The sequence below is a fragment of the Corynebacterium sp. MSK195 genome, assembly GCF_030228885.1.
Classification (GTDB): Bacteria; Actinomycetota; Actinomycetes; order Mycobacteriales; family Mycobacteriaceae; genus Corynebacterium.
On record NZ_JASPGT010000008.1, the window covers coordinates 23,611 to 45,322 of the forward strand.

The 21,712-nt window shown below is 62.0% G+C and carries 22 protein-coding genes; 12 read left to right on the forward strand and 10 right to left on the reverse strand.

From position 1 onward, the window contains the following. Window positions 1-21: 21 nt before the first annotated feature. Entirely contained in the window at window positions 22-261 is a 240-nt protein-coding gene (locus tag QP909_RS08575) for a hypothetical protein (protein ID WP_284766933.1), read from the reverse strand. After that, entirely contained in the window at window positions 254-469 is a 216-nt protein-coding gene (locus QP909_RS08580) for a hypothetical protein (protein WP_005324176.1), read from the reverse strand. The genes QP909_RS08575 and QP909_RS08580 overlap by 8 nt, the downstream gene beginning before the upstream one ends. 38 nt (window positions 470-507) lie before the next feature. On the opposite strand from QP909_RS08580, the gene QP909_RS08585 reads away from it, so the two are divergent. Then, window positions 508-1,806, forward strand: coding sequence for an alpha/beta fold hydrolase (locus QP909_RS08585; protein ID WP_284766934.1), 1,299 nt, complete (start codon window positions 508-510; stop codon window positions 1,804-1,806). Here QP909_RS08585 and idi read toward each other — a convergent pair whose 3' ends face one another. Together idi and QP909_RS08595 are read right to left on the reverse strand one after the other, a co-directional pair. Beyond that, the gene (idi, locus tag QP909_RS08590; protein WP_284766935.1) at window positions 1,807-2,343 is read right to left on the reverse strand and encodes an isopentenyl-diphosphate Delta-isomerase; all 537 of its coding nucleotides are present in this window, start codon (window positions 2,341-2,343) and stop codon (window positions 1,807-1,809) included. After that, window positions 2,340-2,888: a hypothetical protein gene (locus QP909_RS08595; protein ID WP_005326421.1), complete on the reverse strand. Its 549-nt coding sequence runs from the start codon at window positions 2,886-2,888 to the stop codon at window positions 2,340-2,342. The genes idi and QP909_RS08595 overlap by 4 nt, the downstream gene beginning before the upstream one ends. A 190-nt stretch (window positions 2,889-3,078) precedes the next feature. Between QP909_RS08595 and QP909_RS08600 the strand changes: the two genes are divergently transcribed. From QP909_RS08600 to QP909_RS08615, 4 genes are all read left to right on the forward strand, one after another. After that, a complete protein-coding gene (locus tag QP909_RS08600) occupies window positions 3,079-4,989 on the forward strand; it encodes an ABC transporter ATP-binding protein (protein WP_284766936.1) in 1,911 nt (636 codons plus the stop codon). A gap of 52 nt (window positions 4,990-5,041) precedes the next feature. Further along, a complete protein-coding gene (locus QP909_RS08605) occupies window positions 5,042-6,172 on the forward strand; it encodes a MalY/PatB family protein (RefSeq protein WP_284766937.1) in 1,131 nt (376 codons plus the stop codon). Between the two features lie 204 nt (window positions 6,173-6,376). Beyond that, window positions 6,377-7,777: a branched-chain amino acid transport system II carrier protein gene (gene brnQ, locus QP909_RS08610; RefSeq protein WP_284766938.1), complete on the forward strand. Its 1,401-nt coding sequence runs from the start codon at window positions 6,377-6,379 to the stop codon at window positions 7,775-7,777. A gap of 199 nt (window positions 7,778-7,976) precedes the next feature. Then, entirely contained in the window at window positions 7,977-8,996 is a 1,020-nt protein-coding gene (locus QP909_RS08615; RefSeq protein WP_284766939.1) for an LLM class flavin-dependent oxidoreductase, read from the forward strand. Here the strand turns inward: QP909_RS08615 and QP909_RS08620 are convergent. After that, window positions 8,993-9,529, reverse strand: coding sequence for a hypothetical protein (locus tag QP909_RS08620; protein WP_284766940.1), 537 nt, complete (start codon window positions 9,527-9,529; stop codon window positions 8,993-8,995). The genes QP909_RS08615 and QP909_RS08620 overlap by 4 nt on opposite strands. Window positions 9,530-9,731: 202 nt before the next feature. On the opposite strand from QP909_RS08620, the gene QP909_RS08625 reads away from it, so the two are divergent. The 6 genes from QP909_RS08625 (at window position 9,732) to QP909_RS08650 (ending at window position 17,112) form a co-directional block, all read left to right on the forward strand. Continuing rightward, on the forward strand, window positions 9,732-10,496 hold the full coding sequence (locus tag QP909_RS08625; protein ID WP_284766941.1) for a GntR family transcriptional regulator: 765 nt from the start codon (window positions 9,732-9,734) through the stop codon (window positions 10,494-10,496). Window positions 10,497-10,535: 39 nt separating this feature from the next. Then, window positions 10,536-12,116, forward strand: coding sequence for an ABC transporter substrate-binding protein (locus QP909_RS08630; protein WP_284766942.1), 1,581 nt, complete (start codon window positions 10,536-10,538; stop codon window positions 12,114-12,116). Beyond that, window positions 12,113-13,081 (forward strand): ABC transporter permease, encoded by a 969-nt coding sequence (locus tag QP909_RS08635; RefSeq protein WP_284766943.1) that lies wholly within the window; start codon window positions 12,113-12,115, stop codon window positions 13,079-13,081. The genes QP909_RS08630 and QP909_RS08635 overlap by 4 nt, the downstream gene beginning before the upstream one ends. Then, window positions 13,081-13,902 (forward strand): ABC transporter permease, encoded by an 822-nt coding sequence (locus QP909_RS08640; protein WP_284766944.1) that lies wholly within the window; start codon window positions 13,081-13,083, stop codon window positions 13,900-13,902. Before QP909_RS08635 ends, QP909_RS08640 begins: the two co-directional genes overlap by 1 nt. After that, complete coding sequence (locus QP909_RS08645) at window positions 13,899-15,353, forward strand: ATP-binding cassette domain-containing protein (RefSeq protein WP_200288759.1); 1,455 nt, start codon at window positions 13,899-13,901, stop codon at window positions 15,351-15,353. The genes QP909_RS08640 and QP909_RS08645 overlap by 4 nt, the downstream gene beginning before the upstream one ends. Before the next feature lie 67 nt (window positions 15,354-15,420). Next, a complete protein-coding gene (locus QP909_RS08650) occupies window positions 15,421-17,112 on the forward strand; it encodes an FUSC family protein (RefSeq protein WP_200288758.1) in 1,692 nt (563 codons plus the stop codon). Here QP909_RS08650 and thpR read toward each other — a convergent pair. The 3 genes from thpR to QP909_RS08665 form a co-directional block, all read right to left on the reverse strand. After that, window positions 17,109-17,651, reverse strand: coding sequence for an RNA 2',3'-cyclic phosphodiesterase (gene thpR / locus QP909_RS08655; RefSeq protein WP_200288757.1), 543 nt, complete (start codon window positions 17,649-17,651; stop codon window positions 17,109-17,111). The two genes, QP909_RS08650 and thpR, sit on opposite strands and share 4 nt — an antisense overlap. A 3-nt stretch (window positions 17,652-17,654) precedes the next feature. After that, entirely contained in the window at window positions 17,655-17,777 is a 123-nt protein-coding gene (locus tag QP909_RS08660) for a hypothetical protein (RefSeq protein WP_005324145.1), read from the reverse strand. Between the two features lie 85 nt (window positions 17,778-17,862). Then, window positions 17,863-19,257 carry a YeeE/YedE thiosulfate transporter family protein gene (locus tag QP909_RS08665; protein ID WP_284766946.1) on the reverse strand — a complete coding sequence of 465 codons (1,395 nt, stop codon included), beginning with the start codon at window positions 19,255-19,257 and terminating at the stop codon, window positions 17,863-17,865. A gap of 170 nt (window positions 19,258-19,427) precedes the next feature. On the opposite strand from QP909_RS08665, the gene QP909_RS08670 reads away from it, so the two are divergent. Beyond that, window positions 19,428-19,808, forward strand: coding sequence for a hypothetical protein (locus QP909_RS08670; RefSeq protein ID WP_200288755.1), 381 nt, complete (start codon window positions 19,428-19,430; stop codon window positions 19,806-19,808). 22 nt (window positions 19,809-19,830) lie between these two features. Here QP909_RS08670 and QP909_RS08675 read toward each other — a convergent pair whose 3' ends face one another. After that, window positions 19,831-20,484 (reverse strand): response regulator, encoded by a 654-nt coding sequence (locus QP909_RS08675; protein ID WP_284766947.1) that lies wholly within the window; start codon window positions 20,482-20,484, stop codon window positions 19,831-19,833. Next, the gene (locus QP909_RS08680) at window positions 20,481-21,692 is read right to left on the reverse strand and encodes a sensor histidine kinase (RefSeq protein ID WP_284766948.1); all 1,212 of its coding nucleotides are present in this window, start codon (window positions 21,690-21,692) and stop codon (window positions 20,481-20,483) included. The genes QP909_RS08675 and QP909_RS08680 overlap by 4 nt, the downstream gene beginning before the upstream one ends. Window positions 21,693-21,712 lie beyond the last annotated feature (20 nt).

Below are 21,712 nucleotides of genomic sequence, written 5' to 3' on the forward strand. Positions count from 1 at the left end.
TCCGCGGGCGGTGGGGCGCGCCTAGGTCCACAGGCCGATGAGGGCAACGACGATGACCAGCGCGATCATCGTCCACAGTGTGAGGGAGACGCGGGATTTGGGCAGGGCGCGCTTGCGCTTTGCCGGCTGTGCGCCGGGAGCGGTTGCCGGGGCGGAACGCTGGCCGGCGCGCTTGGCTTCGGGGTCCCAAAGGCCCTCGCGGGGGTTGGCGCGCAGCTCGGCGCGCTCCTGCCGCGCGCGCTCGTTATTTTCCTCAGCCATGATGGTCTACCTTAGTGCTGCGGCTGCGCTGCTGGGAAATCACTCCGGCGGCCCGATTGGCCACGCGGTCGACCGCCCACATCAGGCACCACGCTATGACCACCATGAGTGGCACGGCGATGGCCACCACGATGACCATTTGAATCCACACGGGCGCCTGCACCAACAATTGCGATAGCGTGCTGCCCAAGCTCGTCAACCACTCCATGGCTACTTATCCTACTTGCTCGCGGTAACCTGGCTGTCATGTCGAGCGCCCAGATTCCCGTTACCGTCGCCACCGCTTCCGGCCGGATCACCGGCGTGCGCCGCGATGGCCTGCATTATTTCCATTCGGTGCGCTATAGCACCATCCCCAGCCCCTACTCGCCTGCCGAGCCGCTCCAAGGCACTCGCGACCAGGATGCCCGCGAGCCGCACCCAGCAGATATTGCGCTGAGCATTACCGCGCCTGCCGACGCCGCCGAGTGCCCCGTCGTGGTCTTTATTCACGGCGGCCGCTTTGAGCACGGCTCGCACGAGGATCCACGCCTGTCGGGGGAAAAGAATGCCCGCCACGGGGTAATCCAGGTCAACGTGGGTTACCGGGTGGGCTTGGCTGGCTTCGCGCGCTTCGACGGCGACGAGGCGGACCGCTACCGCGGCATCGATGATTGCCTCTTGGCCTTGGAGTGGCTACAGGACAATATCGAGGCCTTTGGCGGCGATAAGACCAATATCACCTTGGTAGGCCAATCCGCTGGGGCAGCGATGAGCTTGTGGCTCGCACGCCGCGATCACTTCCGGGGCGGTTTCCGCCGCGTGCTGGCGCTCTCGCCGGCATTCCCGCGCGACCGTTTTGAGCATCGCATCACCGACCTGCGCCGGGCCCTAGGCGTGCCGGTCACGCGCCAGGCGCTGGAAAAGATGGATCCTGAATCACTGGCCAAGGGCTATGCCAAATTCCGCAAGAAGTACCGCTTCGACGTCGCCTTGGGCCCCGCACCACTGCGCGCCGAAGAATTGGCGGATATCCCTATCGTGGTGACGTCTACCCGCGATGAGTTCTACAACATGCCCCAAGCCCAGCGCATTGACAAGATGGCGCTGGCGGGCTTTATTACCAGCTACCTTTCACCCAAGTTTGGGATTTCGCAGGGGCGCTTCAAGCAGTGGCGGCAATTGGCGCACTACGTGGACCCGCAGCGGCCGATGGGCCGCCTCATCGGTGATGCCGCCGTGCGCCGCTGGACAGCCCAGGTAGCCGAGCACGCTCCGGGACCTACGTGGATGATGGAATTTACCCGCGCTAATGCCCCCGCAGTGCACTGCGCCGAGCTCGGCCCGCTTTTTGGCGGCAACGGTAGCGAAGAAGAAATCAACGCCCCCGCCGAAGAACTCAACGAGTGGCTACGCCATTTTGCCGCCACGGGTGAGCCCGGATTCCCCGGCTACGGCGATGACCACCAGGTGCTGGAATTTGACCTGGATACGGGCGAGCGCCGCCTAGCCTATGCCACCTTGGACTACGTGGCCGCGGCCTTCTACAACGACGACGAGCTTTAATTACAGCGCAGCACGCAGCTTTTCGTCCGCGAGCTCATCAATCATCCACGGGCTAAAGACGCCAGGCATGGCATCGGCGGCAGCAAAAAGCCGTGCCGGCTCGACCCATTGGAAAGAATCGACCTCGTCGGGATTGGGCTCCCAGGCGGCGTCGGCAGCAAGCTCGACGGTATATACTGGGCAGATTTCATTTTCTACCGTGCCCGAGGAATCCACCGCGCGATAAGAAAAGTCCGGCAGGATAAGCTGCGGGGCGGATAGATCCGCCGTCGCAATGCCGAGCTCAAAGGAAGCGCGGCGCAGCACCGCATCCGCGGTCTCCTCGCCGGGTGCGGGGTGGCCGCAAAAGGCATTGGTCCACACGCCGGGCCAGGTGCGCTTGCTCAGGGCGCGGCGGGTGACCAGCACCTTGCCACCGCAGGTCAACCAGGCAGAAAAGGCGAAGTGCAGCGGGGTATCAGTGGTATGAACTTCGGCCTTGGGAGCGGTGCCGATGGGTTCGCCCTCGGCAGAGGCCAAGACTACAAGTTCCGTCATAGATTAAGGTCTCCTACCCAGGTCACGTTGCCAATGTGCAAGCGCGCATTCCACAGGTTGCCAGGCGTCACGTCAAAGCGGTACTGCAGGTTGACCGAAGCGCCTGCACCCAGCGGGAGATCGAGTCCCGGGGGCTCCACGTCTGGGGCAGATTCCTTGTCATAGGGCAAGGAGTTGATCTTGGCCCAGCCGCCGTTGCCGTCGGCACGCTCCAGGGTGGGGTCCTCAAAGGCGTCGACAGGCAGGGGCACATCGTTTTTATTCTTGAGCAGAATGGTCACTACGGTGCCACCGGTGTTGCTATCGGTATACACACCCTGCAACTCCCAGCTCACACCAAGGCCCTTATCCTCTACCGGCTCGCCCAGATTAGAGGTGACTTCCTTATCGTCGGTGTCCTTGGCCTCGTACGGGGCCTCTTCGGAGCTGGAGACGGTGATATGGTCCCCCAGCCCGGTTTCTTCCGGCTGGAGAACGCTACATCCGGTCAGGGTCACGGCGAGTACGCTGACTACGCCCGCGCCGAGTGTGTGGGAAATTTTCACCGTGGATGGATCCTTTGCACGCGAAGATTGTTGTATTTCTGCACAAGTACCTTAGCCTAAACCTCCCTGAACTTAAGTATTTACGCTCGTAAACGCCGCATGTGGCATACTGGGCAGTCGCTTAAATCTCTCCGTCTTCTTCCCTAATTCCGCGCACTAACCGCCGTTTCGAAGTGAGTGTGGTCTACTTATGAATTCCATTTTGCGCATTACCCGCAGTGCCTCCGCCCTGTGGCCCTTTTACCTGGGCGTGCTGCTGACCGCCACGGTCACTGCGGTCGTTGCACTAATCTCGCCGTTTTTGACGCGCGAAGCCACCGATACCATCGTGGGCGCCCTGCAGGACGACGCCCCACTGAGCGATGCACTGCGCACGGTGCTGTTGCTGGCAGTAGCGCTTTTTCTTGCCGACGCCGCCAATGCCCTCTTCCGCAATATCGGCGGCTACATCGGCGATGTCATGGTCTCGCGCCTGCGCGAGATTTTGTCCACGCGTTACTTTGCGAAGCTGCTGGCCCTCCCGCAGGGCTATTACGATAACCAGGTCACCGGCACGATCATCGCCCGGCTGGATCGCTCGATTGCCAATATCACGCAGTTCGTGCAGTCCTTTGCCAATAACTTCTTCACGATGATCATCCAGACCCTCGCGGTGCTGGCCATTACCGCGTGGTATTACTGGCCGCTGGCTATCCTGCTCGCCCTGCTCTTTCCGGTCTATATGTGGCTTACCGCGCTGACTTCGAAGCGCTGGCAGAAGTTTGAGGCGGTCAAAAACGAGAATATTGACGTCGCCAACGGCCGCTTCGCCGAGGTCATCGGCCAGGTCAAGGTGGCTAAGTCCTTCGTGAGCGAAACCCGCGAACTCTCCTACTTTGCCAAGCGCTACCGCACCGTGGTCGATACCACCAAGCCGCAGTCACGCTGGTGGCACATGATGGATACCTTCCGCGGCCTAGCCATGGCGGTTATCTTCCTCGGCATTTACGGCGTAATCTTCTGGCGCACGCTCGAGGGGCATTTCTCCTTGGGCGATATGGTCATGTTGCTGCAAATGGTCTCCAGTGCGAAGCAGCCGGTTTTCATGATGAGCTGGATTGTCGATACCGCCCAGCGCGCCATCGCCGGTTCCAAGGACTATTTCAAGGTGATGGAAGAAGAGTTGGAACCCACCGCACCGCGCGAGCTGGTTGCGGCCACCACCGGTTCGCATACCCCGCAACTCGACCTCACCCCGGTCAGCCCGCTGGAGCCCACACCCGGCGCGCCGGTCTTCTCCTTTGACCATGTCTCCTTCGCCTACGAGGAGGGCAAGCCCGTGGTGGAGGATATTTCCTTCGCCGCCTCTGAGGGCCACAAGGTGGCGCTCGTGGGCGAGTCCGGCGGCGGCAAGTCCACGTTGGTCAACCTCCTGCTAGGCCTTTACCATCCCTCGGCCGGGCACCTCGATGTGCTGGGGCACCGAGTAGACGATCTCACCGCCTCTCGCCTGCGCGCCTCGGTGGGCGTGGTCTTCCAGGAGTCCTACCTCTTTTCTGGCACCATTCGCGAGAACATCGCTTATGGCAAGCCGGGTGCCACGGAGGAGGAAATCGTGGACGTCGCCAAGCGGGCCAATGCCCATGAGTTCATCCAAGCCTTCCCGGACGGCTATGACACGGTCATTGGTGAGCGCGGTCTGAAGCTTTCCGGCGGGCAGAAGCAGCGCGTCTCCGTCGCGCGCGCCATGCTCAAGGACGCGCCCATCCTGGTGCTGGATGAGGCCACCTCGGCGCTGGATACCAAGTCCGAGCGCGCCGTGCAGGCCGGCCTGGATGAGCTGATGAAGGACCGCACCACGCTGATTATTGCCCACCGCCTATCTACGATTGCGGATGTGGATACCATCATCACCCTGGATCGCGGCCGCATTGATGAGATGGGCTCGCCGGCCGAGCTGGCGCAATCCGGTGGCATTTATGCCGAGTTGCTCAAGCTCACCCAATCCACCTCGGCCGCGGACCGCCGCCGGTTGAAGAAGTATGGTTTTGTCTCCGGCCCTGCCTCCGAATCCGAAGACGAGGAGGAGGACTCCCGGTGGGCCGACAAGGAAGATGAATAAAAGCGCATAAAAGCGCTGGGGTGGCCGCGGGCTTCGCGTTATGGTTATGGCCATGGAGTTTCCTAGCCTAGAAGAGTTGCAAGCCCGCGGAACCCGCAAGTGGACCGTCTTCGAGGAAGACGTCCTGCCGCTGTGGATCGCGGAGTCCGATTTCCCCACCGCGCCTGCCGTAAAGAAGGCGCTGGAAGACTTGGTGGATAAGGAAACCTTTGGCTATACCCCAGCGCCCAAGGCCTCGGGGCTGCGCGAAGCAGTGGCCGATTTCTATGACACACGCTACGGCTGGCGCCCCAACTCCGACCATATTTTCTGGATCGGCGATGTAGTGCGCGGCCTATTGCTCGGCGTGCAGTACTTCACCCGTGAGGACTCGCCCGTGGTCGTGCCGGTTCCTTCCTACCCACCGCTTTTGGAACTGCCACGCACCGCGGGCCGTGAGAAAATCGAGACCAGCTTGGAGCTCGACGATATTGAGCGCGCCTTCCAGGCGGGCGCGGGCTCTATTTTGCTGGCCAATCCCTATAATCCGCTCGGCCGCGTCTTGGACGAGGACTACCTCACCGGCCTGGTAGAACTGGCAGAAAAATATGATGCGCGCATCCTGGCCGATGAAATCCATGCCCCGCTGGTCTATGAGGGGCGACATATCCCGGTAGCCTCGCTCGGCGCCTCGGCCGCGGAGCGCACCATCACGGTCACCGCTACGTCTAAGGCCTTTAATACCGCCGGCCTCAAGTGCGCGCAGATCATTTTCTCCAACACGGCCGATGTACACACGTGGAATGGCCTTACAGGCGTGGCCAAGGATGGCACGGGCACTCTAGGCGTGCTTGCTGCGGAGACTGCCTACCGCGAGTGCGGCGACTTCCTCGATGAAGAAATAGCGTACCTGCGGCAGACCCGCGATTGGTTGGTGGAGGAGCTGCCTCAGCGCATCCCCGGCTTAAAGACCAGCAAGCCGGACGCCACCTACCTGCTGTGGTTGGATTTTGCCGATACCGCTATCGGCGGCAACCCGCAGCCGGCCAAGTGGTTGCGGGAGAATGCGAAGGTAGCACTTAATGAGGGCGATACCTTTGGCACCGGCGGCCCGGGCCATGCGCGGTTGAATTTCTCTACCTCGCGCGAAATCTTGGAAGAAGCGCTCGACCGCATGGAGCGCGCCTTCGCGGACCTCGATTAGGCCGGCCCAGCTGGGGCCACCATGTATTCTGCGTCACCCCCACGCTTTGATTTCTCACCATGTGGGCGGTAATGTCTCATTACACGAACAGGCGTGACCCGCCACCTCGGACCGCGAAGAGGCACCCCGCCTCCGCCACCACCCTCGGCGGAATGGGAAAGCTTCCTCGCATTCTAGCTGTACATGGAAAATTAAGGAGCCACAATGGCTACCCCAGTTGCGTCAAGCACCTCTAAGCCCGGCGCCACCATCGTAATCGCGTCGCTGATGCTGTTTTCGATGTTCTTCGGCGCCGGCAACCTCATCTTCCCGCCCATGGTGGGCGTTTCGGCCGGCACCAACTTTTGGCCCGCCGTCCTCGGCTTCCTGGCCGCCGGCGTACTCCTTCCGGTCCTAGCTATTGTTGCCGTTGCCATTTCTGGTCGCTCCGTGCGCGATCTGAGCTCCAACGGCGGCGCCCTCTTCGGCCTGGTCTTTTCCGTGATGGCCTACCTGGCCATCGGCGCTTTCTACGCCCTGCCGCGCACCGGCGCCGTTTCTATGGAAACCGCCATCACCCCACTGCTGGGCTGGGAAGGAACCATGGCCAATGGCATCTTCAATGTGGTCTTTTTCCTCATCGCCCTAGCGCTGTCCTGGAAGCCGAATTCCATTATCGATACCTTGGGTAAATTCCTCACCCCGGCTTTGGTGGCGCTGTTGGTTATCCTCATCGCCTTGGCAGCTTTCAACAATCCCCGCGATCCCCAGACCCCTACCACGGACTATGCTTCTTCCCCCATGGTCACCGGACTTTTTGAGGGCTATAACACCATGGATGCCATTGCGGGCTTGGCCTTTTCCATCGTGATTGTTGGCTCTTTGCGCTCCAAGGGGTTTAAGACCAAAAAGTCCTTGGTTAACGGCACTATCACCGCCGCTCTGGTTGCTGGCGCTTTGCTGGCCGCCATCTATCTGGGCTTGGCGTGGGTAGGCCAAACCATTCCTAATGGCCAGTCCTATGAGTCAGGAGCGCCCCTGCTTGCCGACGCCGCAAATCTCACCATGGGCACCATCGGCCAAGCCGTCTTTTCTGCCATCGTCATCTTGGCCTGCATGACCACCGCGGTGGGCCTTATCACCTCCACCTCAGCCTTCTTCGAAATGCTTGTGCCCAAGGTCAAGTACCACGTATGGGCGTGCCTGTTTACCGCACTGTCCATCCTCTTTGCCTTCCAGGGTCTGGATACGGTCCTGTCTATCGCGGTTCCGTTCATCACCTTCTTGTACCCACCGGCTATCTCCCTCATCGCTCTCACCCTGTTCCAGCCGGCAGTAAAGAAGTCCGTCGTCTTCTACTGGACCTACCGCCTGGCGCTGTGGGTATCGGTGCTGTGGTCGGCTCTGTCCGTCATCGCCGCCCAGGGCTGGGGCGCCGACGCACTCGATCCCCTCTTGAGCTTGGCGCCCGGCCAGTCCGTGGACTTGGGCTGGATTGTTCCTACCGCTATCGCGGCAGTCATCGGCCTCGTTGTCGATATCGCCACCAAGGCCGGCGAGAAGCACGCCGCCGCCAACCCACAAGCGAAAGAAACGGCCGAGGCTGAGGCCCTCGCTGAGGCTTAGTAGCCTTCTCCTGCTTCACTCCACTCCCCTCCCTCTTCGCACTGCATCGCAGCGCCGAGGCGGAGGGGAGATTTCTGTGTGCCTACCGCTCTCCACTCCACGCTGCTGTATCGCCCCCGGCAGGAATAGTCGGGCGGCGCGTACCGTTGGAAGGAGAGAACTTATAGAGCATCTACCGAAGCAAAGAAAGGCCCTCCCCGTGACCGAACGCGCGCATCTTTCCGTCTTGGACTTCTGCACCATCTATGAGGGCGAAACCCCAGCACAGTCCATCGCCCGCTCCGTGCAATTGGCACAGGAAGCAGAAAAGCTGGGCTACTCCCGCATGTGGTACACCGAGCACCACAATATGAAGTCCATCATGTCCTCCTCCCCGGCCGTGCTCATCGCCCACATCGGTGCGAAGACCGAGCGCATCCGCTTGGGCTCCGGCGGCGTGATGCTGCCGAACCACTCCCCTTATGTCATCGCCGAGCAATTCGGCACCTTGGAGGAGATGTACCCCGAGCGCATTGACTTGGGCGTGGGCCGCGCTCCCGGTACGGACATGAATACCCTGGGCCGCGCGCTGCGCCGTGACCCCCACTCTGCCGAGCGCTTCCCCGAGGACGTCAAGGAGCTCAACTCCTACCTCGAGGGCAAGTCCTATATCCCGGGAGTCAGTGCCATTCCAGGCGCGAATACCAACGTGCCTATCTATATTTTGGGCTCGTCCATGTTCGGCGCCTCGCTAGCCGCCAAGCTCGGTCTGCCTTATGCCTTTGCCTCCCACTTCGCCCCGCAGCACCTCGAGCAGGCCACCACCTACTACCGCGAGCACTTCCAGCCTTCCGAGCGCTTTAGCAAGCCCTATGTCATCGCCGGCGTCAACGTCACCGCCGCCGATACCACCCAAGAGGCACAGGAAGAATACGAGCGCGTGTGCTTCAACCGCGTCAAGGCCTTCGCCGGCCGCGGCAAGCACCTCACCGATGAACAGGTAGAGCAGATCATCGGCTCCTACCAGGGCCAGCAGATCCTAAACATGCTGAAGTACTCCGCTGTCGGCACCGCCGATGAGGTGGCCAACTACCTCGATACCTTCCAAGAGCACGCCAAGGCTGATGAGCTCATGGTCTCGCTGCAGTCCAGCTCGCACGAAGAGGTACTCAAGAATATGCAGCTGCTCGCGCAGGGCTGGCAGCTCGATCCGGCACGCGTAGCTGGCACCCCGAGCTAGTCTTCGGCCCGCACCTGACCTAGGTGGTCAATGGGAACGCCGGGAAACCGTTCCCGGAGCTTCCCCTCAAGTTCCCGCGGGCCCAGGTTCGCCTGCTCCGGCAGGCGGGCCGAATACCGTTGGGCCTCCTCCAAGGTAGAAACGCGCACCCCGCCTGGAATCAGGGCAAGGAAATTCTGATCCAACTCGAGTGAATAGAACTGCACGCGCTCTAGTTCAGAGGCGGCGAAACTGGTCCGTTGGTGGGGCAAGGAAATCTCCTCGCCGATCCGCAGCACCGGACGCGCCCGGCGCCGCACGGAGGCCACCACCGCCAGCATGGCGCACAGCGCCCCGCCTAGGGGCATGAGCGCGGCAATGAGATAAACGGAGTGCAGGCGCGTATCGGCCGGTTCCTGCAACGCCGAGTAAATAAGCACCCCACCGATTACTAGCAGCGCGACGGCAATGATGACCGCCACCGCTACCGCCCTGCCTAGGCGCGCGCTGCCGCTGGCCGCGCGTATTTCAATCGTTTCGGTGCTCTCGTCCACGGACACTTAGCCTAGCGTGCTCGCCTAGCATCTCGGTGCTGGTCGGACGGCGCGTGGCCTTTTCCTTTGCCTTCCTCTTGGCCGGGCGGGGAGCACATGCTCGGTAGCTTTGTTGCATTAGCGCGCCTTTGCAAAATGGAATAACATTACTGTGTTTCGCTCCGCTGGGAAAGGCCCCGGAGAAACTAAGGACAAAGGTTGAATGAGCCCACGCGATAAACAGCAGCATAAGAAGATCGCTGATTACCTGCGAGAACAGATCAGCTCCGGTGTGCTGCAACCAGGCGATTTCCTGCCTAGTGAAGCAGACTTGTGCGAGAAGTTTTCTTCCTCCCGCGGCCCCGTGCGCCAAGCCGTTGCAGCTTTGCGGGCCAAAGGGCTAGTGTCCTCAGGCCGCGGGCGCCGCTCTACCGTTTTGGCCTCCACCCAGGCAGAGCTTTTTGAATCGATTTACTCCATTTCCAGCTGGTTGAGCGAATATGACGTAGATCCACAGCAGCACACCCTCTGGTTAGCTCGCCGCCGCGCGCCGCGGGACATCACCCGCTTTCTGCGCGTAGACCCAGAACAAAATGTCGTCTTTGTCCACCGCGTGCGCTATACCGAAGACCACCCCATTGCCATCGAGCGCATGTATTTCCCCATGGTGGTGGGAAAGCACATCTTGGACTTCGATGCGGATGCCGGATCCATTCACGCGCACCTGCGCGAGTGCGGCGTGGACTTTGATAATGTGCGCCGCGAACTCACGTTGGAAGAAGCCGATGCGGAGGACGCTGAAGCGCTTGGCGTGGCTACGGGTACCCCGCTGTGGCGGCTCCAGATGGAAATATCCAACCACTCGGGCGAACCAGTCGAATTGGCGGTATACCTCTATCGTGCGGACCGCATGAAGCTGGCTATGAATAGCGTACGTGGGGGCGTTTCACCCCTAGAAGTTATCCCCACACCAGGAAATTTTGCATAAGTTTCACGGCAGCTATCCCCACCGGCTACCCTGCTTTTTATGAGAAGATTTCGCGCCAGTAGGGCGCTGGGCAGCCTCGCCATGGCGGCCGCTGTAGGAACCCTCTCGGCGTGTTCCGCGGGCCATACCGCGGTGGTTGATACCACCCAGGCAGGCAGCGACACCGCACCTTCTTCCCTCACCGTGGCTTCCACCTCTGCGGCCACCTCGCTGGATTTCACCACCACCGGTGGCGCCGCCATCCCCGCCGTGCTTATGGACAACGTCTACGAGACCCTTGTGCGCATCGATGAAGACGGCTCCATTGCCCCAGGGCTTGCCACTTCGTGGGATATCAGCGATGACGCCCGCACCTATACTTTCCACCTGCGCGAGGGCGTCACCTTTTCCAATGGCGATGCTTTTACCGCCGAGACCGCGGCCTTTTCCATTAATTACGTTCAGGAGAAATGGACCAATGGCATTTCTGCAGCCATGGATCCGGTAGCCAAGGCCACGGCCACCGATGATCACACACTCAAGGTGCGCCTCAAGCAGCCGTCGAATGGCTGGCTCTGGTCCATGGGCACAGCCACCGGCGCGATGATGACGCCTAATGGCATGGATAACCTCGCCGCCCAGCCGGTGGGTACCGGCCCCTATGAGGTTTCCCGCTTTGCACCCTCGGAATTCGTTGAGCTGCACGTTCGCGACGGATATTGGGGAAAGCCTGCGGCACAGGATGTGACGGTACGCTATTTCCCAGACACCATCTCCTCGGTCAATGCGCTGCAGGCCGGCGGCGTGGACGTGGTCTGGGGCGTGCAAAACCCGGAGCTTCTCGATGACGTCAAGGACGGCATCGCTACCGAGGTCGGCACCACCAATGGTGAGGTGCTGTTGTCCATGAATAATGCCCGCGCCCCATTCAACGATCCGCGCGTGCGTCAAGCCGTGGCCTATGCTGTAGACCGCAAGGCAGCCAATGACGTGTTGTGGAATGGGCTAGCCAAAGACACCGGCGGCGCACCGATCCCGCCTACGGATCCGTGGTTCGAGGGTAAGCACTACTACGACCACGACCCAGAAAAGGCCCGCAGGCTGCTCACGGAGGCCGGCGCAGAAGGGGCCGAAATCACGCTGACCACGCCGACGCTTCCCTACGCCCAGACCGTCGCCGAGCTGCTGTACTCGCAACTCACCGAAGTTGGTTTTAAGGTGAGGCTGGAATCCGCCGAATTCCCAGCCGTGTGGCTAGGCCAGGTGATGGGAGCAAAAGACTATCAGATGTCGCTCATCTCCCACGTGGAGCCGCGCGATGTACCCACCCTATTCGGCGATCCGGATTATTACCTCAACTACGATTCCCCACGCACCCGTGAGCTTTTGGCCCAGGCCGATTCCGCCCCAGAGAAGGACTACCCCAAGCTCATGGCGCAGGCCGTGGATCAGATCATGGCGGATGCGGGCGCGCTGACGCTCATGAATATGCCCAATATCGTGCTCACCCGCGCTGGCGTGCGCGGGCTTCACCCAGATCAGGTCACCGACGCGCTCATCCTGCGCGACCTGACCTCTGCCGACGCGGACGCGGACGCTAAAACCACCGCCGCAGAGAACACCGGAAAGGAGGCCCGATGAGTTCCCTTCGCACCACGGGGCGCGCCATCGTACGCCCGCTGCTGCGCTTCGCGTTGACGCTCTTTGTAGCTTCCATCATCATTTTTGCGCTCATGCGCGCGGTGCCGGGCAACCCGGCGCGGGTGGCGCTGGGGGTCAATGCGACCGAAGAGGCCGTCGGCAAGCTGAGCTCCGAGCTGGGGCTGGACCGCCCGCTGCTTACGCAGTATTGGGAGTGGGTAAAGGGCCTATTTACCGGCAATTTTGGGCAGTCTTTGTCCTCGCAGCAGGATATTACGCCGCTGGTGCTAGACCGCGCCCAAGTCACGCTCATCCTCATTGGCCTGGCGATGCTGCTGGCGCTGGCCGGGGCCATCCCGGTGGGCATGTGGCTGGCACTGCGCAACCGCACCCGCGGCGCGGATGTGGTGTCGGCCGGCACGCAGCTGGGCATTGCGGTGCCAAGCTTCCTCCTCGGCATCATCTTGGTGGCCATCTTTGCCGTCCATCTAGGCTGGCTGCCGGCCAATGGGTGGGTGCCGCCGAACCAGGGAGCAGGCGAGTTTATCCGCCACCTTATTTTGCCGGTCATTGCGCTGGCCGTGGTACAGGGTGCGATGCTCACACGCTACGTGCGCTCGGCGGTGCTTGATGTGCTGAATCAAGACTATATCCGCACCGCCCGTGCGCTCGGCCAGTCCCCGTGGGAGGCGCTCAAGCGCCATGACCTCCGCAATGCGGCGCTGCCAGTGCTTACCGTGGCCGGCGTGCAGCTGACCACGATGGTCGTGGGAGCGGTGGTGATCGAATCCGTCTTTGTCATCCCCGGCATTGGTTCCATGCTGTTGGATGCGGTATCGGTGCGCGATCTGACCACGGTGCAAACCCTGGTCATGCTGCTCGTTGCCTTCGCCTTGGTGGTCAACGCCTTAACGGATGTGGCCTACCGATTCATCGATCCGCGCATCACGGCAGGTGAGAAATAATGAAGCTGCGTTTTTCTGGCTGGCTGGGTGCCTTCCTCGTTGCCGCCACGGTGCTGGTGGCGCTGGTTTCGCTGGTGTGGACGCCGTATGACCCGACGCTGGCGCACCCGAATGTACGCCTTGCTGGCCCCAGCGCCGAGCATCTCCTGGGCACGGACCGCTTTGGGCGCGATACCGCCTCCCGCATCATGGCGGGAGCCCAGATTACTGTCTTCGTCGGGCTCATTGCGGTAGGCATCGCCGCCCTCGTAGGCGTGCCATTGGGGATCCTGGCCGGCATGCGTCGCGGCAGGTGGGCCGATGCGCTGGTGATGCGCGGCGCGGATCTGTTGCTTGCCTTCCCCGCGCTGCTGTTGGCGATTATTGCCGGCGCGGTGTGGGGCCCTTCGGCGCTAACGGCCATGGTTGCCATCGGCATCGCCGGCATTCCCTCCTTCGCCCGCGTGGCGCGTTCGGGCACGCTGCAGGTTATCACGCAGGACTTTATTTCCTCCGCGCGCATCTCCGCGGTGCCGGGCTGGAAGGTAGCGTGGCGCCATATTCTGCCCAATCTTGCCGGTCTGCTCATCGTGCAGGCCTCGGTATATTTCGCGCTTGCCATCCTGGCCGAGGCCGGCCTGTCCTATCTTGGCTTAGGCACCGCCCCACCGGCCGCCTCGTGGGGCCGGATGCTGCAAGATTCCCAGTCGCTTCTGGGCACCGCTCCTCTGCAGGCCTTCTGGCCCGGCCTGGCCATTGCGGCAACAGTGCTGGGCTTTAACCTGCTTGGCGACGCCCTCCGTGACCTCCTCGATCCCCGCCTGAAAGGATCCGCGCGATGAGCCTGCTCAAAGTAGATAACCTGGCGGTCACCGCTGCTGGGTCCAGCACTGCTCTTCTGGGGCCGCTTAACTTCGAGCTCGCGGCCGGCGAAAAGCTCGGCATTATTGGTGAATCCGGCTCCGGAAAATCGCTCACTGCGCTGTCCATCATGGGGCTTTTGCCCGATGGGGTGCGCGCGAGCGGCTCCGTCACAGTGGATGGCCACGAGGTAGTCGGCACACGCGATTCCCGTATCCGCCCATTGCGCGGGAAGACCATGGCCATGGTCTTCCAAGAGCCAATGAGCGCGCTGGACCCGCTTATGCGCGTGGGCAAACAGCTGGCCCACGCCGGGGTGCGCGATACCGCAACCGCTCTCGAAGAGGTGGAGCTTGATGCCGACATTGCCTCCCGATTTCCGCATCAGCTCTCCGGAGGCCAGCGCCAGCGCGTGCTCATTGCCATGGCCATGGCCGGCCACCCCGATCTGCTCATCTGCGATGAACCGACCACCGCGCTGGATGCCACCACGCAAGATGGCGTATTGCGCGTCATCGAGCGCGTGACCAAGGCTCGCGGCATCGCGCTGATCTTCATCACCCATGACTTGGGAGTCATCCGCCGCATGTGTCCCCGCGTTGTGGTAATGCACCATGGCGCAGTGGTGGAGTCGGGCCCTACCGAGCGGATTCTTGCCCAGCCCGAGCATCCCTATACCCGCGAGCTCATCGCCTCCTCACAGCCGCCAGAGATGAGCCTTGCCCCGGCCGCAGCAGAAGATTCCCTCGTCACGCTCGAAGGGGTTAGCAAGGTGCACGGCACTCACGCCGCACTCGACGGCATCGATCTGCGCGTGCACCACGGCGAGCGCCTCGGCATTGTGGGTGGCTCCGGATCGGGCAAGACCAGCCTGCTCAAGCTCATTGCCGGACTCGACCAGCCCACAAGCGGCGAGGTCACTGTCCGTGGCCGAGTGCAGATGGTCTTCCAAGATCCGCAGGGCTCTCTCAACCCGCGGCTAAAGATCTGGAAATCCATCGCAGAGGCCATGCCGGGCAACCCAAACAAAGCCGAAAAGCGCTCCCGCGCCGCGGCCGTGCTTGCAGAGGTCGGGCTTCCGGCCGATAGCCTCGACCGCTTCCCGCACGAGTTTTCTGGTGGCCAGCGCCAGCGCATTTCCATTGCCCGCGCGCTGTGCGGCGAGCCAGATATCCTGCTGGCCGATGAAGCAGTCTCGGCCCTTGATATGTCCGTGCGCGCGCAGGTTTTGGAGCTACTGGCAGAGATCATCGACAAGCGAGAGCTCACCTTACTCTTTGTCACCCACGACCTTGCGGTGGTACGCCACCTATGCGATAGTGTCGCCGTCCTCGACCGCGGCCGGCTCATCGAGCACGGCCCTACCGAGGCCGTATGGTCCTCCCCCAGCACGGACTACACGCGTCGGCTTATCGCGGCCGCCGAAATGTGAAGCGGGTGCTGGTGGGCGTAAGGTAGTCGGGTCAGATAACTCCACTTAGAAAGGATCCTGCTGCTCCGTGGCCGCCCAGCTTGACTATCCCATCCCGCAGCGCCCTAGCACCACCCAGCTACTCACCGCATTTAATAGCGCCTCGGTGCGCTGGCCTGGTGCACTGCGCGCGGGATTGGCGATTCTCCTGCCCGGCGCCATTGCGCTGCTTACCGGCCACGACTACGCTATCCTGCTCATTTCCACCGGCGCGTTTACCGTCATCTTTGGCGAGGGACAGCCCTATCGCACCCGCCCGCGCGTCATGCTCACCGCCGGCACCGCGCTCATTACCGTCGCCGCCGTCGGCGTGTTGGTAGGCCATCTTATCTTTGCGCCCGGCCACGGCCATTGGTGGCTCCTACTCGCAGGCCTCTACTCCACGGCATTGGCCGCCGGTTGTGGCTTTGCCCAAAATGCGCTGCGCCTGCCGCCACCGGGCACCTTCTTCCTCGTCATGGTCGGCGGCGGCTCGGTCATGCTCGCCCGCACCGATGTCACCGTGGGCCAGCTGCTCTTTTGGGCGCTGACGGGCATGGTGGCCAGCTTGATCCTCGGCATGGCCCCGGCCCTTTTTGACCCGCACGGCCCTGAGCGCCGCGCCGTAGCCAGCCTGGAAAAGGCCGCGTCTGCCTTCCAGGCCGGACAGGATGATTCACTCGCCCGCCACCACCAAGCACAAACCGCACTTTTTGCTGCTTGGCAGGCGCTTTCCGACGCCCACATTATCCGCGGTGGCCGCATCATCGACTCCCAAGGAGCCCACCTAGTAGAGCGCACCCTTGCTGCCCAGCACACCATCGTGGCACATAACCGCGCCCTTGACCTCGGCTCCGATTCGGACCAGCTTACCGATCATGTCACCGACGTCGACCCGAATCGCACCGCTATCCCCCATACCCGGCCCACCGGCCGGTACCGGCTTTACCGCGCCGCGGTGCGGGATTCGCATGCCATGGTCACTACCCAAAAGGTGGTTCTTTCGGCGATCATTACCGTGCTCGTGGGCCTTAGCCTCGGCTTCGACCGGCCGGACTGGGGCGTGGTCTCTGCCTTCCTCATGCTGCAATGGGGACCCGACCATGTGCCGGGCACCGTCCGCGGCATCCACCGCATGCTCGGCTCTGTAGTGGGCGTGCTGCTATTTTCCATCCTTCACTACTTCGGTATTAATGGCTGGACGCTGCTGCTGGCTCTGGCTGCCTGCCAATTCTGCGCCGAAATCTTCGTGGCGAAAAACTACGCCATCTGCGTTATCTTCTCCACCCCGCTCGCGCTTCTCATGGGCAACTCAGCTACCCGCCCCCTGTTGCCCACCATTCAAGCTCGCTGCGGCGAGATCCTCTTGTCCATCCTCATCGCCACCGCGGTGCTATGGCTATGGCAGCGCAGCGCCCCGGTACGCAATCAGGCCCGCCTGCAGGTCCGCGCGATGGAATCCATGGCTACCCTGCTCGGACTGCTCTTTGTCAATACCCCGGATTCCGTGTTGTCCGCACGCCGTGACCTACAGTACGAGCTGCTTTCCGAGCGCCGCGCCATCCAATCCCTCGCCGCCGATAACCCAGATGCCGTGCGCCAATTCTGGGCCCGCCACATCGCGCTGCAGCACGCCGGCTACTTCCTTTTGGACTTTTGCACCACCCACCCAGACCGCACCGCCACCCGCGAAGAGCTCGATGCCCTCGTGCGGGAAATCCGTGCCGCCCGCGCCGCCTAGAATAGGGGGTATTCCTCAATTACTTCGTAGCGCGGCCCGCCGCCGCGGCCCTCGCCCAGGTGCGATTGCATAAGGCAAACCCGGTCCGCGCAAAAGTCCGGTCCTCGGTACACCGATAACGCACGCACGACATCCCCCAGTACCCACGGATCACGGGTACGCCGGCCGGCGCGCGCGACGGTGAGGTGGGGGCGGTGGTGATTAAAGGGGACATCGGCAAGCTGGCAATCCGCCATCAACTCCCGCACACCCCGCGCCTGGCCACCGACGCCCAACCACAGGGTGCGCTGCTCAAAACTTCCCGCTCCGCTCACATGCACATCCAACGCCGAGCGCCCAGCCACCGCGTGGGCGAGGTGCTCGCGCACAGCCGCGGCATCATTGGGCTGGTCGCCATAAAAGGCCATGGTCACATGCCAATTATCCGGATCCGTCCAGCGCAACTCGTTGGTAGTTGCCGCATGGATGGGCCTAAGCGTATGTACCATATGCTCGCGCGCGGCGGCAGAAGGCAGCAGCGCGGAAAAGACGCGAATCATGGTCTAGCTGGCATACACGTTAAGGCGCAGCTCCGCGTCTAGCACGTGTTCTTCCTCGCGTTCAAAGACGGCGAAGGCATGCAAAATATCCGCAACGGCGGTGGAATTATCATCAAACTCGGGCATGAGATAACTTCTTTCAAACCACAAAGGAGGCAGAAGAATCACGCGCGATTCTTCTGCCTCCACATAGTAGCTGACAATGATGTAATTAGCCGCCCTTGACTACCGTAACCTGCCAGCCGGCATCGCCCGCGCGATGGAAATCACGAATCTCATGGCCTTCATCGGCCGCCCACTGCGGAATCGAGTCGGTGGCCTGGGTGCAGTCAAAATCAATGACCAGCGCCTCACCAGGCTCTAGCTCCGCCATGACCTGCTTGGCCTCAATCAAGGGGAACGGGCAGACTGCACCGAGGGTATCCAGCGCGTAGCGCCCACCGCCTAGAGCACGGGCCTTTTCCTTGGCCTGCGGTTTGGTCTTGAGCGCCACTGCCCCGGTGGCAGAGGCAAAGCTCGGCAGCACCTTCTCCTCGGCGGAGACCGCCGAGTTATCCACGGACTCCTCGGTGGAGTAGGTCTGCGGCTGCCGTGACTGGTGGCCCTGCGCCTTCTTCGGCTTGAGCCATAGGCGTGCGCCCGCACCCACGCCGAGTGCCATAAAGAACAACGATACCCAGCCCTGGAAGCTAAACAAGGAGGTCTCCACCATGCCGTTGCCCACGGTGCAACCGCCAGCCAGCGAAGCACCCATACCCATCATGATGCCACCCCAAATAGCGCGGGTTGCAGTCTGTGCATCCGGAACGCGCACGCGGAACTCGCCGGCGGACTTCGCGGCAATGAAAGCACCCACCAGAAGGCCGATGACCAACAGGGTGCCCCAATTCATGCGCACGGAATCACCGGTGGCGGCCCAGCGCACGATATCCGCAGTCGGCGTGGTAATGCCGAGCCCACCATTGCGGCCGGCGTCGGCAGAGAGTACGAAACCCACCGTGCCGATGATGCCAACAGCAACCGCCGCGATATTCATATTCAACGGCTTGGCGTACCACGGCTGGCCCAAGTCCACCTTCGGGCGCCCGGCATCCTTGGCGCGGTAGTGGCGACACAGCATAAAGGTCACGCCCCACAGCACAGCCACGAGAATCCACGGCGAGATATGCAGCGCGTCGTGGATGGTGGTTACCGGCAGGCTCCACTGCTTGAACCAATCATTCGCCCCAGCCAGCGGACCGGACTTCATCGCCGCGGCCGATAGCCCATAAAACAGCAGCGCAATCCACGAGCCAACTAGGCCCTCGGCAGAGCGGTACCACGTGCCTGAAGCGCAGCCGCCAGACAAGATGATGCCAAGGCCAAAGATGAAGCCGCCAACGATGACGGCTACTGGTTTGAAATCAGCAATCTCCGGAGAGAGCACGTCAGCGCCGGTCAACAGGGTAAGGCCAAAAGCATGGACCGAGATCAAAATGAGCAGAGCGGTAAAACCGCGCCAGGTCTTAGTGAGGAAAATATCGCGCAGCATGCCGGTCACGCAGAAGCGCCCGCGCTGCAGCACAGCACCGAAGACGATGCCGGTGAGAAGTCCGGTAATAATCACACTGTCTCCTTGTATCGAGTCAAAGGCCTCAGACTACGCCTTCTAAGACAGATTTGTCTATAATAGATGTACAACCCGGTTCTAGGGTGGCAGATTTCCGCGTTTCCGTCGGCCTTCCCTATGCCACCTCAGGCGCCCCAGCCGCCCCCGGACACTAATAAGGAGAAATAATGGGAATCCCAGATGACGTCGTACTCGATGGATATACCCTCATCGAACAACACGAAATTGACCACGAGTTCCTGCTGCGCGGCTCTCCGCTGGGCACCGAAACTCCCCTCCTCTTCGCCCTGACCATCGCGGGCGTACTGCTGGTTGCGGCCAGCTTCTTCTTGCGTGGGGGCAGCCGCGTTGCCGCCGGCCTCGTGGGCGCGCTGCTCACCCTGACCAAGCTGTGGTGGATGCCTGTAACACTGTGGCAGCACTTCGATGACGGCCAAGTCTTTGGCTACACGCTCAAGTACTACCCGCAATACTGGCCGGCCGCCTCCATCATCGTCGGCGCCATTGCGCTTATCGGGCTAGTCTCCGCCATTTTCCGTCGGCCCTAGCCGGTCCCGCACCGAGCAGGAGCTAGCCGCCAAGCACTGCAATGGCAATATGCACCCGGTTGGTGCCATCGATCTTGGCCAGGATGTGCTTCATGTGCGTCTTGACCGTGGTCAGCGAGATGAAAAGCTGCTCGGCAATCTCGGCATTGCTCAGCCCCTGGGCCACCAGCTGGGCGATTTCATTTTCGCGCTCGCTAAGCTCATCTAGCCCACTGGGCTGAATCATCTCCTGTTCCGGCTGCGGCGGCGTGTCTGCCAACCCCACCAGGTTTTTTAGCACCTTCGGGCTTAACTGTTGCTGGCCTTGGGCCGCTGCTCTTACCGACGCCACCAGCGCCTCCGGCGCCGTCGTCTTCAACAAGAATCCCACCGCCCCAGCGCGCAGGGCGTGCAGGATGAACTCGTCGGTATCAAAAGCGGTGAGCATCACCACCGGGATATCGCGCGCGCCGGCCAGCGAATGCAGCTGCGCCGTCGCCTCGATGCCGTCCATGACCGGCATGCGAATATCCATCAGCACCACGTCCGGCTCCTCGGCCAGGATGAGCTCGACTCCCTCCTTGCCGTTTCCGGCCTCGCCGATGACGCTGATGCCCGGCGCGCCTTCCAAGATCATGCGCAGGCCGTGGCGCAGCAGCGGCTCATCATCGACGAGCACCACACGAATATCACTCACTGTACTTCCTTCCTGGGCAGGCGCAGAGACCACGAGAACCTATCGTCCTCATCGTTTACCTGCAGCGATCCGCCCACCACACTAGCGCGCTCGCGCATGCCGACGATCCCGTACCCGCCACTGTTCCCACTCCTCTTCTTCTCGGCTGGGGCGACGGGGTTGGACATGGTGATTAAAAGGGCGTCGGCAAGCGCGGCGATGGTGATGGTCACCGGCTCGCCCGGTGCATGCTTGCGGGCGTTGGTCAGGCCCTCCTGGACCGCGCGATTGAGCGCGTGGCCGGCCATGGTGCTAAGCTCCGCCAGCGACTGCGGCCCCGTGCCCTGCTTGTAGCGCACCTCCACGTCCATGCCCGCCCGGCGGGAGCGCTCCACCAGCGAGTCCACGCCCTCGCGCGGATCGATGCGCCCCTCGCTGCGCAGCGAGTGCAGCGCCTCACGCAGATCTCCTACGGCGGCCTCGGCTTCATCGCGAATCGTGCGCGCAGATTTCCGCGTCTCCTCCGGATCCAAGTCTTTGCGGTAGGCCAGCCCACCCGCGTAGACCGCGATCATGCTCAGCCGATGCGAGAGCGTATCGTGCATATCCCGCGCAATCCGGTCGCGCTCCTCCTGCCGCGCAAAGTTCTCCCGCGTGGCCATTTCCTCATGCGTGAGCTCGGCCTGCGCTTGAAGCGCAATCGTGCGCTCCTTCTGGTTCGACCGCACCAGCCCAACAACCAACACAATTAGCGCAGGGTAAACAAGGCTACCGAAGTAACCCAGCTTATACGCAAAACTTTCACCCGCAGGTATGGAAATATCCGTGGCTGCTAGCTTGGAAACCAGCATGGCCACGCACACCACCGCCATCCACAGCCGGCTGCGCCGCGAGGCAGCGGAAAATGCCGCCATAAATACCGAAGGCCGGAACTCGGCTATCGAGACCGTCGCAGAAATGATCGTCGCCGCTACCAACGCGCTGCGCGGACCCGGCTGGGTGCTACGCGGGTCACGCTCCCGCGCAGCATGCCGGAGAGCAAAGGGCAATAGGATCCAGGTGCCTAGCATCGCTGCAAACGTGGGCACTAACCGATCTTCAACGACCTCGGAAGAACTTAGGTGGACGGAGGCGACCAAAAAATCGCCGATCACGGCCACCGCGGCGATGACGAGCTTTTGCCACAGCGGTCGCTGCAGCATCGCGTCGAATTTTCGGAATAACTTCATAACGCGCACCAGTCTAAGCC

Excerpts from the sequence above, each read along its gene's own strand:
- QP909_RS08575 (WP_284766933.1), bottom strand. The coding sequence starts at position 261 with ATGGCTGAGGAAAATAACGAGCGCGCGCGGCAGGAGCGCGCCGAGCTG.
- QP909_RS08580 (WP_005324176.1), bottom strand. The coding sequence starts at position 469 with ATGGAGTGGTTGACGAGCTTGGGCAGCACGCTATCGCAATTGTTGGTG.
- QP909_RS08585 (WP_284766934.1), top strand. The coding sequence starts at position 508 with ATGTCGAGCGCCCAGATTCCCGTTACCGTCGCCACCGCTTCCGGCCGG.
- idi (WP_284766935.1), bottom strand. The coding sequence starts at position 2,343 with ATGACGGAACTTGTAGTCTTGGCCTCTGCCGAGGGCGAACCCATCGGC.
- QP909_RS08600 (WP_284766936.1), top strand. The coding sequence starts at position 3,079 with ATGAATTCCATTTTGCGCATTACCCGCAGTGCCTCCGCCCTGTGGCCC.
- QP909_RS08605 (WP_284766937.1), top strand. The coding sequence starts at position 5,042 with ATGGAGTTTCCTAGCCTAGAAGAGTTGCAAGCCCGCGGAACCCGCAAG.
- brnQ (WP_284766938.1), top strand. The coding sequence starts at position 6,377 with ATGGCTACCCCAGTTGCGTCAAGCACCTCTAAGCCCGGCGCCACCATC.
- QP909_RS08625 (WP_284766941.1), top strand. The coding sequence starts at position 9,732 with ATGAGCCCACGCGATAAACAGCAGCATAAGAAGATCGCTGATTACCTG.
- QP909_RS08630 (WP_284766942.1), top strand. The coding sequence starts at position 10,536 with ATGAGAAGATTTCGCGCCAGTAGGGCGCTGGGCAGCCTCGCCATGGCG.
- QP909_RS08635 (WP_284766943.1), top strand. The coding sequence starts at position 12,113 with ATGAGTTCCCTTCGCACCACGGGGCGCGCCATCGTACGCCCGCTGCTG.
- QP909_RS08640 (WP_284766944.1), top strand. The coding sequence starts at position 13,081 with ATGAAGCTGCGTTTTTCTGGCTGGCTGGGTGCCTTCCTCGTTGCCGCC.
- QP909_RS08645 (WP_200288759.1), top strand. The coding sequence starts at position 13,899 with ATGAGCCTGCTCAAAGTAGATAACCTGGCGGTCACCGCTGCTGGGTCC.
- thpR (WP_200288757.1), bottom strand. The coding sequence starts at position 17,651 with ATGATTCGCGTCTTTTCCGCGCTGCTGCCTTCTGCCGCCGCGCGCGAG.
- QP909_RS08660 (WP_005324145.1), bottom strand. The coding sequence starts at position 17,777 with ATGCCCGAGTTTGATGATAATTCCACCGCCGTTGCGGATATTTTGCAT.
- QP909_RS08670 (WP_200288755.1), top strand. The coding sequence starts at position 19,428 with ATGGGAATCCCAGATGACGTCGTACTCGATGGATATACCCTCATCGAA.
- QP909_RS08680 (WP_284766948.1), bottom strand. The coding sequence starts at position 21,692 with ATGAAGTTATTCCGAAAATTCGACGCGATGCTGCAGCGACCGCTGTGG.